The organism is Costertonia aggregata, from assembly GCF_013402795.1.
Classification (GTDB): domain Bacteria; phylum Bacteroidota; class Bacteroidia; order Flavobacteriales; family Flavobacteriaceae; genus Costertonia; species Costertonia aggregata.
Map to the genome: position 1 here is coordinate 3440211 of NZ_CP058595.1, position 13893 is coordinate 3454103.

At 40.8% G+C, this 13893-nt stretch carries 10 protein-coding genes and 1 tRNA gene; 8 read left to right on the forward strand and 3 right to left on the reverse strand.

All coding sequences use genetic code 11. The features are described 5' to 3' along the window. Nucleotides 1-16 precede the first annotated feature (16 nt). A complete protein-coding gene (locus HYG79_RS15835; protein WP_179243039.1) occupies nucleotides 17-1291 on the reverse strand; it encodes a M14 family metallopeptidase in 1275 nt (424 codons plus the stop codon). A 234-nt stretch (nucleotides 1292-1525) separates the two neighbouring features. Here HYG79_RS15835 and HYG79_RS15840 point away from each other — a divergent pair, with 234 nt between their 5' ends. Genes HYG79_RS15840 through bshB1 form a run of 3 tightly spaced genes read left to right on the forward strand, consistent with a single transcriptional unit; the run spans nucleotide 1526 to nucleotide 4914 of the window. Beyond that, nucleotides 1526-2935 carry an MATE family efflux transporter gene (locus tag HYG79_RS15840; RefSeq protein WP_179243040.1) on the forward strand — a complete coding sequence of 470 codons (1410 nt, stop codon included), beginning with the start codon at nucleotides 1526-1528 and terminating at the stop codon, nucleotides 2933-2935. Nucleotides 2936-2995: 60 nt separating this feature from the next. After that, a complete protein-coding gene (locus HYG79_RS15845) occupies nucleotides 2996-4168 on the forward strand; it encodes a trans-sulfuration enzyme family protein (protein ID WP_179243041.1) in 1173 nt (390 codons plus the stop codon). 23 nt (nucleotides 4169-4191) lie between these two features. Continuing rightward, complete coding sequence (gene bshB1, locus HYG79_RS15850) at nucleotides 4192-4914, forward strand: bacillithiol biosynthesis deacetylase BshB1 (protein ID WP_179243042.1); 723 nt, start codon at nucleotides 4192-4194, stop codon at nucleotides 4912-4914. Here bshB1 and HYG79_RS15855 read toward each other — a convergent pair. Next, nucleotides 4911-6938: a tetratricopeptide repeat-containing sensor histidine kinase gene (locus HYG79_RS15855; RefSeq protein WP_228027889.1), complete on the reverse strand. Its 2028-nt coding sequence runs from the start codon at nucleotides 6936-6938 to the stop codon at nucleotides 4911-4913. The two genes, bshB1 and HYG79_RS15855, sit on opposite strands and share 4 nt — an antisense overlap. Before the next feature lie 312 nt (nucleotides 6939-7250). Here HYG79_RS15855 and HYG79_RS15860 point away from each other — a divergent pair. Further along, nucleotides 7251-7326 (forward strand) — tRNA-His (locus HYG79_RS15860). 62 nt (nucleotides 7327-7388) lie between these two features. Here HYG79_RS15860 and HYG79_RS15865 read toward each other — a convergent pair. Continuing rightward, nucleotides 7389-8951: a M28 family peptidase gene (locus HYG79_RS15865; RefSeq protein WP_179243043.1), complete on the reverse strand. Its 1563-nt coding sequence runs from the start codon at nucleotides 8949-8951 to the stop codon at nucleotides 7389-7391. Between the two features lie 131 nt (nucleotides 8952-9082). On the opposite strand from HYG79_RS15865, the gene HYG79_RS15870 reads away from it, so the two are divergent. The 4 genes from HYG79_RS15870 to HYG79_RS15885 are packed head-to-tail and all read left to right on the forward strand — an operon-like array spanning nucleotide 9083 to nucleotide 13868. Then, entirely contained in the window at nucleotides 9083-9985 is a 903-nt protein-coding gene (locus HYG79_RS15870) for a dihydrodipicolinate synthase family protein (RefSeq protein ID WP_179243044.1), read from the forward strand. Continuing rightward, nucleotides 9982-11568, forward strand: a complete 1587-nt coding sequence (locus tag HYG79_RS15875; protein WP_179243045.1) for an aldehyde dehydrogenase (NADP(+)) — start codon at nucleotides 9982-9984, stop codon at nucleotides 11566-11568. The genes HYG79_RS15870 and HYG79_RS15875 overlap by 4 nt, the downstream gene beginning before the upstream one ends. Before the next feature lie 9 nt (nucleotides 11569-11577). After that, nucleotides 11578-12585, forward strand: a complete 1008-nt coding sequence (locus tag HYG79_RS15880; RefSeq protein ID WP_179243046.1) for a 4-hydroxyproline epimerase — start codon at nucleotides 11578-11580, stop codon at nucleotides 12583-12585. A gap of 29 nt (nucleotides 12586-12614) precedes the next feature. Next, nucleotides 12615-13868, forward strand: a complete 1254-nt coding sequence (locus tag HYG79_RS15885) for an NAD(P)/FAD-dependent oxidoreductase (RefSeq protein ID WP_179243047.1) — start codon at nucleotides 12615-12617, stop codon at nucleotides 13866-13868. Nucleotides 13869-13893: the final 25 nt, after the last annotated feature.

The following is a 13893-nucleotide window of genomic DNA, read 5'->3' on the forward strand; positions in this document are numbered from 1 at the left end:
TAAAAATACCCAAATACTATTTCATCAATAGTTTCATTAATTCCTCTGCTGCTACCTGACCTTTTAATTTTAAAAATGGTCTAGGGGTGTTATCGCCCAATTCAAAAACAATGGCGGGCATATTATGGTTTACGAAAAAATAATTTCTTGAAACCATTGTGGGTCTTAGGTTTTTTGATGCCGAAATATTTGTTTTTTTCGATGGTAAGCGTTGTCCGATATTTTTTATCCATTCAAAAACGATTTCCCCCTTTTTCTTGGTAACGGTACTATCCAAGGGGTAATAAATGTCGTCCCAAGTAGAATGAAAATCGATACCAAAATCAAATACGTAGTTTTCTTCGCTTTTTAAGTTCAAAAAATCACGTATACTGGACGTTTCGGGCTGATTAAATTGTTCCCAATCCCGATTAAGGTCCACTCCGCCCATGTTATGTCTCCAATGACCGTTATCCACTCCATCGGGGTTCATTAAAGGGCTTATGAACATTGTATATTTTTCCCTAAAGGCTATGGCTTGGGGCGTATCGCTGCATAGGGTTTCTACAAACGATTTCATGGCCAAAAATCCCGTGACCTCGGGTGGGTGCTGTCTCGAAATGACCATTATGGCCTTTTTGGTATTGGTGTTGCCTACCTCCAAAAGGTGAATAGCACGGTTTTCCTTACTCTTTCCTATTTCATAGTTTTTAACGAACCGCAATACCGACAAAGAGTCCACCCACTGTTTTACCCGTGTAGAGCCATAAAGTTCTTGGGCCGTCACCCAAGTCGGCTTTTCATCTATGGGGATGGTTATTTCTACGAATTCAGGTGCAGCTTTTATCCCATATTCGCCCTGCCCTGGGTTTATGGGTTTAAAATTGGCACTGTCAAGCGGCATGAAATTATATCCGTCCTTACTGATTTTTGGATAATACCTACTTCTTGAATCTTGGTAGGTCATTTTGATGGTTACGGTTCTCGGAAATTTTGTCCATACTTTAAAAGCATACCAAGGACTAACGTTTATGGGTGTGTTCTCTGCGGTTATCAAGGCGGTGTAATGATCATTATCATCATCTGTAAGTCCATTCAATCGACCGCTTTCAAAATCGTTACTAAAAAAAGTAGTACTATCGGCAAAAGACCATATGCCCTTCCATTGTTTTTGAACGGGTTTCGATACAGTTGAAACTATGGGGCTAGGGCCCTGTCCCTGATATCCGGTGGCAGTTTTTTTACTGTTTTTACATGAAAAAACAATGAACACCATTGTTGCTGTTACAACATATCTGTTAATACTTTCCATAATTATCGCTTAGGTTTTATCTTCTAAAAAGATGTTTTAAAGTTAGCGTAATTTAAAAAGTTAACATGAGTATATGCTCCCGTGTGGATTTTTTTCGCATATTTGTTTCATTATGAAGTTATAGGAATTATGTTATTTATTGATGTCATGGGATACTCAACCCAAATGTAACCGACTTTCTACTGTTGGTATACTGACATTTTCCTCTTTTTTTTAAAACATAATTCAATTACAATGACGAATCGTTCAAAACTCACGGTTAAAAAACTTTTTGACTACTTTATCATAGCGGTAATGGGAAAAGAAACTGAATTTACGACCGGAAGCATCCGCAAAGCCATCTTTATGCTTTCCGTTCCCATGATTTTGGAGATGATGATGGAGTCTATATTCGCTATTGTCGATATTGCCTATGTATCCCAAGTGAGTGTAAACGCCGTAGCGACGATTGGTCTTACGGAATCGGTAGTTACCCTTGTGTATGCCGTGGCCATTGGTCTGAGCATGGCCGCTACTGCCGTAGTAGCCCGTAGAATAGGTGAAAAAGATGTAAATGGAGCTAGGGAATCTGCCGTTCAGGCCATAGCCCTAGGCATTTTGGTCTCGATTTTGGTGGGTTTTATCGGTTTTTTTTATGCAAAAGAAATTTTGGCCCTCATGGGTGCCGAACCCGATTTGATATCCGAGGGCTACGGGTACACGCAATGGCTTATTGGTGGCAATATTACGATATTGCTTTTGTTTCTGATCAACGCAATCTTTAGAGGTGCGGGTGATGCATCTATGGCGATGTGGACCTTGGTACTTTCCAATGGGTTGAATATTATTCTAGACCCTGTCTTTATTTTTGGTTGGGGTCCCGTTCCTGAATATGGCGTCATGGGTGCTGCAATAGCGACCAATATAGGTAGAGGTACTGCAGTTTTTTTTCAGTTGGCAATACTCTTTTTTGGCTGGAGTAAAATCAAGATAGGGTTCAGGGATATTGCTATTCGTTTTACGGTAATGCTCAACTTGGTCAAGGTATCTTTGGGTGGCATAGCCCAATTTTTGATCGGTACCTCTAGTTGGGTATTTCTAATGCGGATGATGTCCGAATTCGGTAGCGAAGTACTGGCAGGTTACACTATAGCCATAAGGGTAATGTTGTTTACGCTAATGCCTTCGTGGGGCATGAGCAATGCCGCAGCTACTTTGGTTGGGCAAAACTTGGGGGCACAACAACCCGAACGAGCTGAAACATCGGTTTGGAAGACTGGAAAATATAATGCTTTCTTTATGGCCATCGTTTCCATAATTTATTTACTGTTCGCCCATGATATCATAAGCTGGTTCAACAATAATCCGGTAGTTATCGAAAATGGTGGACTGTGTCTTAAAATTATTGCCATTGGTTACATTTTCTATGCATATGGCATGGTGGTAACCCAAGCGTTTAATGGAGCAGGGGATACCAGTACGCCCACCAAGATCAATGTATTGGCATTTTGGCTTTTTCAGTTGCCCTTTGCCTATTTAACGGCAATCATTTTCAAAATGGGGGCTATGGGTGTTTTTATGGCAATTACCCTTGCTGAAGTGCTACTGGCCATAATTTCGATTGTTTGGTTCAAGAAAGGAAATTGGAAGAAGGTACAAGTTTAGCCTTCTTCTTTTTTTCATTGGTTTTTTGAGTAACTTTATCTTCTTTAAAATTATGGGTAGATGAATAGAAAAAAGGGACTCAATACAATTTGCACACATGTAGGGGAGCTAAAGGATGAAAAATTCAAAGGTGCCGTATCGCCTTTATACATGAGCACGTCTTATGCGTTTGAAGATGTTGATATAAAACGATATCCCAGATATTTCAATACGCCAAATCAAGAGGCGTTGTGCCAAAAAATAGCCGCTTTGGAGCATACGGAGGCTGCCTTGATATTTGGTAGTGGAATGGCTGCGGTAAGCACTGCTTTAATGGCCTTTTTAAAAGCTGGGGACCATGTAATATTTCAAAAAACGCTATACGGTGGCACCTATAATTTGGCCACCGAGGAATTTGATAAATACGGAATTTCCTACTCGTTTACTAAAGGCTTACAGCCCTCTGATTTTGAAGTCGAAATACAGAAAAATACCAAGGTTATTTACGTAGAAACCCCTTCAAACCCTTTACTGACCATAACCGATTTGAAAGCGATTTCCCAAATCGCGAAAGAACACGGCATAATCACCATGATCGATAATACTTTTGCGAGTCCTGTAAACCAAAATCCGATCGATTTTGGAATTGACATCGTCATTCACAGCGCAACAAAGTACATGGGGGGCCATTCGGACATTTGTGCCGGAGCTGTCGCTTCCACACATGAACATATGAACCGTATTTTTAATTTGGCCAAGAACTTTGGCGGTAGTTTAAGCGATTATACGGTCTGGTTGTTGGAGCGTAGTATGAAGACCATGGGCTTACGGGTGAAGGCACAAAATCAAAATGCCCAATACATGGCCGAATACCTCGATACAAATGACGCTATAGCCAAGGTATATTATCCAGGTCTGCCCAATCATCCGGATCATGTGTTGGCCAAATCACAAATGAGAGGCTTTGGCGGCATGTTATCTTTTGAACTTGCCCAAGAATACGATGCCTCTCTATTTCAAAAAGCATTAACGCTTATTAAACCATCCATGAGTCTGGCCGGTGTTGAAAGCACGGTACTATCGCCTACGCAAACTTCGCATTCCCTATTAAGCCCAGAGGAACGGGAGAACCAAGGTATAAAAGATGGACTGATCCGTTTTTCGGTAGGCATTGAAGAGCCAGAGGATTTGATAGCCGATGTAGAACAGGCATTAAAAAAAGTAAGGTCGACCAGTACGGTCACGACCCAATAGTCAATCCACCACAATTAAAATATATGAAATTAGATATATTGGCCTTTGGCGCACATCCTGATGATGTTGAACTAGGCGCGGGAGCCACTGTTGCCAAAGAGATTGAACAAGGTAAAAAAGTAGGTATTGTAGATCTAACGCGTGGCGAATTGGGTACAAGGGGTTCTGCCGAGATTCGCGACCAAGAAGCTCATAATGCAGCTAAGCTTTTGGGGGTTGCCGTTCGAGAAAATCTTGGTTTTGCCGACGGTTTTTTTGTTAATGACAAGGCCCATCAAATCGAAATCATAAAAATGATACGAAAATACCGACCCGAAATCGTTTTGTGCAATACCATAGATGACCGTCATATAGATCATGAAAAAGGCAGTAAACTCGTAAGTGACGCTTGCTTTTTAAGTGGCTTGATAAAAATAGATACAAAATTTGATGGCGAAGAAGAGTGGCAAGAGCCTTGGCGTCCCAAGGTAGTATACCACTACATTCAATGGAAGAACATAGAACCAGACTTTGTGGTAGATGTGTCAGGGTTTATAGACAGAAAGACCAAAGCTATCTTGGCCTATAGTTCCCAATTTTATGACCCTAAGAGCGATGAACCGGAAACCCCGATCAGTAGCAAGAACTTTATAGATAGTGTACATTATCGGGCCAGAGACCTTGGTAGGTTGATCGGTGTGGAGTTTGCCGAAGGTTTTACCGTTGAAAGGTTTGTAGCCGTAAAAAGTCTACAGGACTTGATTTAACCGGCTTTATTATATTTTTTGGTGGATTTTGGGACGGAAAAATAAAAAGTAGATCCTTTTCTGGGAATACTGTCCAACCATATTTTACCGCCATTGTTCTCGACCATTTCTTTACACAGCGAAAGGCCCAGACCCGTTCCCTTTTCATTATTTGTACCGTAGGTGGTTATGTTGCTATTGGAAGAAAATATTTTTTCCTGGATTTCCTTTTGCATTCCAACACCGGTATCTCTAATTGACACTATCCAACAATCGTTTTGTTCTTGGGCCTCAATGGTCACCATTCCGTTTTTCGGAGTGAACTTTAAAGCGTTGCTTATCAAATTCCTGATTACGATATCAATTTGATTGCTATCTGACCATGCCAGAGTGTTCTCCTGTACTTTGCTAATAAGTTTTATAGACTTGTTTTCGGCAATTTCGTTCAATAAATTAATATTTTCGGACACTAAATTTTCCAAGGCGACCAATGCCGGTCTGGTCACTGTGCCGTTCATTTGTGATTGCCCCCAGGACAATAAATTGTTCAGTGTAAAAGAAATATGGTCTATATCATCAGAAAGCTTGGGCATGAATTTCATGAATTCGGTTTCTTCGATCTCCCCATTTTTGAAAAGTTTCAACAAACCTTGCAATGCACCGACCGGCCCCCTTAGATCATGACCTATGATAGAGAAAAGCTTATCTTTTGTCTCATTCATGTCACGTAGTTCGGTTTCTCTTTTCTTAAGGGTGTCCCTTTTTGATTTCAGTTCTTTATTGAGCTTTTTTTGGATTTTAGTGCTTCGGTAAACCAAAAAGGTGGTGATCATAAATACGGCCAAAATAAGAAGTGCGGCATTAATATAACCTTGTTGTTTGGCCAATTCTTGTTTGTTCGAAGCTATTAAGTCCTCTTTTTGTTTTTCATAATCCATTTTCGTCTTCAGCATGGAAAGACTTTTTTGGGCTTCGCCTTTAGACAAAATTTCAGAGAGATCTTGGTAAATCTCATGAAATGTTAAGGCTTCATCATAATTACCACTTCTCTTTTCAATTTCGTATAACGTTTTGGAACATTCTTTTTGACCCTCAAGTGCCTTTATTTTTTTTGATATGGCATAACCTTCCAGGGCATATATTTTTGAGAGACTATCATTTTGTTTTCCCAATTGTGCTTTTGACATGCCGTTCAACAAATCTATCATGGCACGGTCATCATCTATTTTTTTGTGTAACAACTTACATTGTTCATACCAATATACCGCCCAAGTATACTTGGACTGCTTCAAATAAACATCACCTTTGACTTGATAGGAGTAGGCCAACCAATCCAATTTATCATGCTTTTCAAAAATGCGTATGCTTTTATTGATGTTGAACATGGCCAGATCGTAGTTTTGCATGTCTTTATACAACGATGCCAAGTTGCTCTTGGTCTCGGCCATGACTATGGGATCGCCGATTTCTTCATTTATGGTTATGATTTTTTGATACCATTCCAAAGCACTTTCGAAATCCTTTTGTGATAGGTACAGCCCTGCTATGTTTTCTGATAATATAGAAAGCATTAACTTATCATTGACTGTATGGGCCTTTTCAAGTGCCAATAAATAAATATTAAGGGCTTCGGCGTAATCGCCCATGTAGGCATACTCTCCTGCCAGTCCGTTTTGGACACGTATAATCAATTTGTGGTTGTGTATCGATTTTGCGATTTTTAAAGCTTTTCGGTAGTTTTCAATTGCCTTTTTTGAGTTGCCGTTATCGGAATAATGCATACCAATTTCAATAAGAGAAAGAATCTCTCCCGATTTATAATTTGCCCTTTCACTTAGCTTTAATGCATTTTTGGATATTGTGAAAGCACTATCGGGATTATAGTACCGAAACTCTTTGGCCAAATCGTTGAGCAGGTTAATGTAAGAAGTATCTTTTAGACTAAACTTGGGTGTTTCTTGTATTGCCTTGATTTTTGCCCTCAGGTCTTTAGATATATTTTCTTGGCCAAAGCCAAAAAGGGGAAGCCACAAAGCTATGAGCAAAAGGAAACAGAATTTCCTCAGGTCGCTAAATGGTGGGTAAGTTATTTTATACTTAGTTAATGGCATCATGATACTAATACCGTAAAACTAATTTCTTATCATGGCTATTAATAATTAATGTTGTGAAACGCCATTTTTTGTGTGTTTTACCCTAAAAAAGTAGCATTTCATCGATATTTTTGAATTTCATAGGAATAGTTGTAAGATGTAGCGTGGGAATTCAATGATACTATTTTGTTTTATTTTTGAAAATAATTTTTCTTTTTTTTTGAAACATAAGTTTAAAAAAATTACATTTGCACCCGCTTAAATGGTGGTTGTAGCTCAGCTGGTTAGAGCATCGGTTTGTGGTACCGAGGGTCGCGGGTTCGAATCCCGTCTTCCACCCTAAAAGTAAAGCCTCGTCACTAGTGACGAGGCTTTTTTTGGTTATGAAACGTTTTTTTTTGCTTATTGAGCTGCCTTATCCACAACAACACGGGCATTGCGATTGGCCACCTCCCATGCAGTGTAAAATACTAGGCGCGTTCTATTTTGCAGCAGGTCATAGTTTATTTTATCCGGGGTATCTCCCGGTCTATGGTAATCATCGTGGGTGCCATTAAAATAAAAAATTATCGGAATATTGTTTTTGGCAAAATTGTAATGGTCGCTCCTGTAATAAAAGCGATTAGGGTCGTTTTCATCGTTGTATGTATAGTCCAACTCAAGATTTACGTATTTTTTGTTCACTTCTTCGGATAATTCATGCAACTCGGTACTCAACTTATCTGAGCCGATCAGATAGATATAATTTCTATCTCCCTCGCGCTTTGGGTCAATTCTTCCTATCATATCAATATTTAAATTGGCCACTGTATTGGCCAAAGGAAAAATAGGTTCCACATCTGTATAATATTGAGACCCCAGAAGCCCTTTCTCCTCTCCGGTTACGTGAAGAAAAACAATAGACCTTTTGGGGCCATTGCCCGCATCGGCCGCTTTTTTGAAGGCCTCTGCGATTTCCAGTAAAGCTACGGTTCCGGAGCCATCATCATCGGCACCATTGTTAATGGCACCGCTGGCCGTTACACCAATATGGTCCAAATGTGATGAGAGGACAAGATATTCGTCTGGTATTTCGCTTCCCTTTACAATCGCTATTACGTTTTCTGAAGCTATAGCGTTGTTTTCACTGGTTACATTGAGGGAAACCTTAACGGGTACTGATTTTGGGGAATCTTCAGAATCAATATCCTTAAAAATAGCTTTGGCGGCTTTGGCGTTGACAAGTATACTGGCAAAATCATTGGCTTGATTGTTTTTTAACTTCATTTGGCCACTATCATTATTTTTCATCCAACTAAACCGTTGCTTAAATCGTCCAAAATTGGATTCGTCGTAGTAAATAACTCCTTTGGCACCTTTCCCAGATGCGATTTCCATTCGTTTTCCAAAAGATTCAGATACATTGCTCCAGATAGATGGTTCGTTAGTACCCGATATTCGGTAAACGCCTTGGTCGTTTTTGGGCTCGCCCAATTTAATAAGAACAAGTTTTCCGTTTACGTCCATATCGGTATAGTCAGAATAGTTTTCATCATCTATGCCATATCCTAGAAAAACGATTTCATCAAAATCGCCCTCTGCCTTTGAGAAGGTGAGAATATCAGTACCAAGGTCAAATTCTTGGCCGTTTATCGATATATAACCATCCGGTAGCTTACTCATTTCGAGAGGTACGTTCTGAAAGTAATTTCCATCTGATTTTGCCGCTGGTATTCCAAGGGCTTCATATTGCTTTTTAAGATATTCTACCGCCTTTTTTTGTCCGGGTTGCCCGGTCTCCCTTCCCTCAAATTCATCTGAAGCATATATATACAGGTGTTCTTTGAGTTCGGCCTCGGTTATGGTGTTTGCAAAAGTGGTAGGGCTTACCGTTGCCATTACCTTGTTAGTTGGCCCTGTGGTTGTCTTTTGGGATGAATTACAGGCAGCTGCAAGGCAGGCGATTACTATGGCTATTTTTTTCATTTTAGGAATGTTATTTTCAAAATCCTTCAAAAATAGGGAAAAGAAAGTGATTTTCATCTTTAAAAACAACCTGAACAAAATAGATTTTTTCACTGTATATTTAACTAATATTCAATTCAAATAAATTTTATATGGTACAATGGGAAGGCGTTATGCCTGCTGTTACAACAAAATTCACTGAAGCGGATACGCTGGACCTCAAAATGTTTGAAATCAATATCTCCGCACAATTAGATGCCGGTGTACATGGTATTGTTTTGGGCGGTACATTGGGTGAGGCCAGTACGCTTACTGCTGACGAAAAAAGAATTTTGATAGAAAAAACGGTCGCTATCGTTCAGTCAAAAGTCCCGGTAATCATCAACATTGCCGAGCAAACTACCAAGGCCGCAATCGAGGCGGCCCATCATGCTGAAAAGTATGGCGCAAAAGGATTGATGATTTTACCGCCTATGCGTTACAAGGCAACTGATTTTGAAACGATTACATATTTTAAGGCAATCGCCCAGAGTACCGATTTGCCCATTATGATTTATAACAACCCTGTTGATTACAAAATTGAGGTAACTTTGGATATGTTTGAAGAAATGTTGCAGCAAAAGAACATAAAAGCGGTAAAAGAATCTACAAGGGATATTACCAACATTACGCGAATCAAAAACCGGTTTGGGAACCGTCTAAACATTTTGTGTGGGGTAGACACCTTAGCGTTGGAAAGTATGATGGCCGGTGCTGATGGCTGGGTAGCAGGGCTTGTATGCGCCTTTCCGGCAGAAACAGTAGCTATCTATAAATTAGTGAAAACCGGTAGAATCAAAGAAGCCTTGGAAATCTACAGGTGGTTTATGCCGCTTCTTGAATTGGATATTAGCCCACAACTGGTACAGAATATCAAATTGGCAGAAGTGGCTACGGGAATCGGTACTGAAAACGTTCGGCCACCAAGATTACCCTTACAGGGTGCGGAAAGAAAAAGGGTTTTGTCCATCATAGAGCAAGGCATAAAAGCCAGACCAAAACTACCTATTATATGATAACAGGGAAAAATTATATAGGAAACAACCTTTCAGCCGTAGGTTCAGAAATCTTCAAGACTTTTGACCCGCAACAAAACCAACCCAATGCATGGGAATTTTATGAAGCTACTCATGATGAAATTGACCAAGCTGTTCAACTTGCCCATGAGGCGTTTCAGCAATATTGCTTTTTTTCAGGTATTGAAAAAGCTCAATTTTTAAGGACTATCGCCTTGGAAATTGAAGCTTTGGGCGATGTTTTGCTTTCAACCTATTGTAAGGAATCCGGTTTGCCCCAAGGTCGTGCCATAGGTGAGCGGGGCAGGACCATAGCACAATTGAACGCTTTTGCCACTTTGTTGGAAGAAGGTTCTTGGGTAGATGCCACTATTGATACGGCGCAGCCAGATAGACAACCATCACCAAAAGTTGACCTACGTAAAATGTTGTTTCCATTAGGCCCTATAGCCGTATTTGGCTCCAGTAATTTTCCTTTTGCATTTTCAACGGCAGGTGGCGATACCGCCAGTGCTCTGGCGGCAGGCTGTCCGGTAATCGTAAAAAGCCACCCGATGCATGCCGGAACAAGTGAGTTGGTCTCTTCAGCGATAACCATTGCCGCCCAAAAGACAGGTATGCCCAATGGTGTCTTTTCAAACTTGAACAGTAAGGGCATCATGGTAGGACAAAAATTGGTGATACACCCCTTGATAAAAGGGGTAGGGTTTACGGGCAGTATCAAAGGGGGTACGGCCCTCTATAAGTTGGCCAATGAACGAGATGAACCCATTCCTGTATTTGCGGAAATGGGAAGTATAAACCCGGTTATTGTTTTTTCATCTGCACTAAAGAAAGAGAAAGAAGCATGGGCAACGAGTTATGCCAATTCCATGATGTTGGGTGCCGGTCAGTTTTGTACCAACCCGGGACTTATTTTAGGTATTAAAAGTGAGGATTTAGATCGTTTTATGGAGGTTTTGGGGAAAGCGCTTGAAAAGCTGGAACCTAGCTGTATGCTTCACCCGGATATTCACACCAATTTTGAAAATGGAAAGAGAACACTATCGGAACAAGCTGATGTAAGTATTGTCGCCGAATATAGGGGTGACACGAACCGTAACTATGCCAAACAAAAGGTATTGAAAATAGACGGCGCTAATTTTTTAAGCAATACTAGACTGCATCAAGAAGTATTTGGCCCGTTTTCAATAGTGGTCGAATGTGAAAGTATTCGTGAGTTAAAGCAAATTATACAAAAGTTGGATGGACAGCTTACCGGAACAATCTTAGGTAGCGAGAATGAAATCTCTGAACATTCCCAAATCGTGAATGCTCTGCAAAATAAGGTAGGACGTATTATTTTCAACGGGGTCCCGACAGGGGTAGAGGTATGCCCGTCCATGCAGCATGGTGGCCCGTTTCCCGCCTCTACCGACAGCAGGTTTACATCGGTAGGTACTTCGGCCATAAAACGATGGGTACGCCCCGTATCTTATCAAAATTGGCCAAATAATGCGTTGCCCGATGAGCTTAAAGATGAAAATCCACTTCGGATCATGCGCTTGGTCAATACCATACATACCAATGCATCTATTTTATAACCAACAGATATGGGGAAAAGTGTTTTTCAATGTATAGATGCCCATACCTGCGGAAATCCCGTTAGGGTAGTGAAAACCGGTGCACCTGAATTGATAGGGAAAAACATGAGCGAGAAAAGACAGCATTTTCTAAAAGAATATGACTGGATCCGCAGAGGGCTTATGTTCGAGCCGAGAGGGCACGATATGATGAGCGGAAGCATTTTTTACCCACCTTCACATATCGAAAATGATTTGGGAATCCTTTTTATAGAGACTAGCGGTTGCCTGCCTATGTGTGGCCATGGAACCATTGGAGCTATAACCATCGCTATCGAAGAGGGGTTGATTGTCCCGAAAATCGAAGGGAAAATCCGCATGGAAACCCCTGCCGGTCTGGTACGGATAACCTACCAAAAGACCAATTCAAAAGTTGATTGGGTAAAATTGACCAATGTAAAATCGTATTTGGCCGCTACAGAGCTAAAAATAGACTGTTCCGAATTGGGGGAGCTATTGTTTGATGTTTCTTACGGGGGTAATTTTTATGCCATTGTGGATGAACAGCCAAATTTTACGGGTATACAAGACTTTTCGGCCAATGCATTGATACGGTTCAGTCAGGAAATCCGTGAGAAAATCAACCAAAAGTATCAAGATATGTTTATTCATCCTAAGGATAAGACCATTAGGGACGTAACCCATGTTTTATGGGCTGGGAGAACCATTTCAACTGCGGCAACTGCCAGAAACGCTGTTTTTTATGGGGACAAAGCTATTGACCGTTCCCCTTGTGGAACAGGAACATCTGCCCGTATGGCACAATGGTTTGCCAAGGGCAAGCTAAAAAAGGGAGACGCTTTCATACATGAAAGTTTTATAGGTTCACAGTTCATAGGTAGGGTAGAGGATGAAACAACGCTAGTTGGGTTCAATGCCATTGTACCGAGCATTCAAGGATGGGCAAGAATATATGGCCATAATAGTATCACGATCGATGATGATGACCCTTATGCCCATGGTTTTCAAGTTATTTGAACTTTTTTTATGATTAAATAGAGGAAATAATGAGCAAGAGCATTATCATAATCGGTGGCGGAATCGTTGGTTTAAGTACCGCTTATTTTTTGCAAAAGGAGGGTCACCAAGTTACCGTCATCGATAAATCCGACATTACTTCTGGGGCATCTTTCGTAAATGCGGGATATATTACCCCTAGCCATATTATTCCCTTGGCATCGCCGGGAATGATCAGAACAGGGCTAAAAATGATGTTCAATTCGTCAAGCCCATTTTATATGAAACCCCGTTGGGACCCTGATTTCTTTAAATGGTCGTGGTATTTTCATAAATCATCCACAAAAGAAAAGGTAGAGGAAGCGATTCCCGTTATCAAGGATATCAATATTTTGAGCAGGGAATTATATACCGATATAAAGAAATCAGGGGATTTGGGCGATTTTCAATTGGAAAGAAAAGGTCTCTTGATGCTGTACAAGACCCATAAATGCTACGAACATGAAATAAAAGTAGCCAAAAAGGCCAGTTTTTTAGGATTGGAAGTAAAGGAACTCGGCAAGCAGGAACTTTCGATTGTTGAACCCAATATCGCTATTGATGCGGAAGGGGCCATTCATTATGAATGTGATGGACATACTACCCCAACCGAATTTATGCCCAAAATGGTTGAACATCTAAAAAAAGCGGGGTTGCAAATTAAAACCAATGAAGAGGTTGTGGATTTGACCGAGAAAAATTCACAAATCCAATCGATAAAAACCACCAAAACCACATATACCGCCGATGAAGTGATTTTAGCTGCGGGATCGTGGAGCGGCATACTTTCTAAAATCTTGGATATCAAATTACCCTTACAGGCAGGTAAAGGCTATAGAATAAATGTGCACAGACCTACGGGAATATCGTTGCCCGCTATATTAATGGAAGCTAAGATGGCCGTTACCCCTATGAACGGTTTCACCAGATTTGCCGGTACCATGGAATTCTCTGGAATTAACGATACCATCAGAAAAGAAAGAGTGCTCGCCATTGCCAACGGCGCAAAGGCATTTTACCCAGAACTTGAAATACGCGCAGATGAAATTGCAAATGCCCAAACGGGCATGCGGCCCGTAACTCCCGATGGGTTGCCCTATATTGGTCGATGCCAAAGGTTAAAGAACCTTACTTTTGCAACGGGCCATGCCATGATGGGTTGGAGCTTAGGCCCTGCCACGGGCAAATTGGTTTCCGAAATTATCGATGGCAAAAAGACCTCGATGCATATAGACGCTTTTCACCCGGAAAGAAGGTTTAACTAATACTTACATCGTCAAATTTCATTAA

Coding starts and splice junctions, on each gene's coding strand:
- HYG79_RS15885 (WP_179243047.1), top strand. CDS start 12,615: ATGAGCAAGAGCATTATCATAATCGGTGGCGGAATCGTTGGTTTAAGT.
- bshB1 (WP_179243042.1), top strand. CDS start 4,192: ATGAAATTAGATATATTGGCCTTTGGCGCACATCCTGATGATGTTGAA.
- HYG79_RS15880 (WP_179243046.1), top strand. CDS start 11,578: ATGGGGAAAAGTGTTTTTCAATGTATAGATGCCCATACCTGCGGAAAT.
- HYG79_RS15845 (WP_179243041.1), top strand. CDS start 2,996: ATGAATAGAAAAAAGGGACTCAATACAATTTGCACACATGTAGGGGAG.
- HYG79_RS15865 (WP_179243043.1), bottom strand. CDS start 8,951: ATGAAAAAAATAGCCATAGTAATCGCCTGCCTTGCAGCTGCCTGTAAT.
- HYG79_RS15870 (WP_179243044.1), top strand. CDS start 9,083: ATGGTACAATGGGAAGGCGTTATGCCTGCTGTTACAACAAAATTCACT.
- HYG79_RS15835 (WP_179243039.1), bottom strand. CDS start 1,291: ATGGAAAGTATTAACAGATATGTTGTAACAGCAACAATGGTGTTCATT.
- HYG79_RS15875 (WP_179243045.1), top strand. CDS start 9,982: ATGATAACAGGGAAAAATTATATAGGAAACAACCTTTCAGCCGTAGGT.
- HYG79_RS15840 (WP_179243040.1), top strand. CDS start 1,526: ATGACGAATCGTTCAAAACTCACGGTTAAAAAACTTTTTGACTACTTT.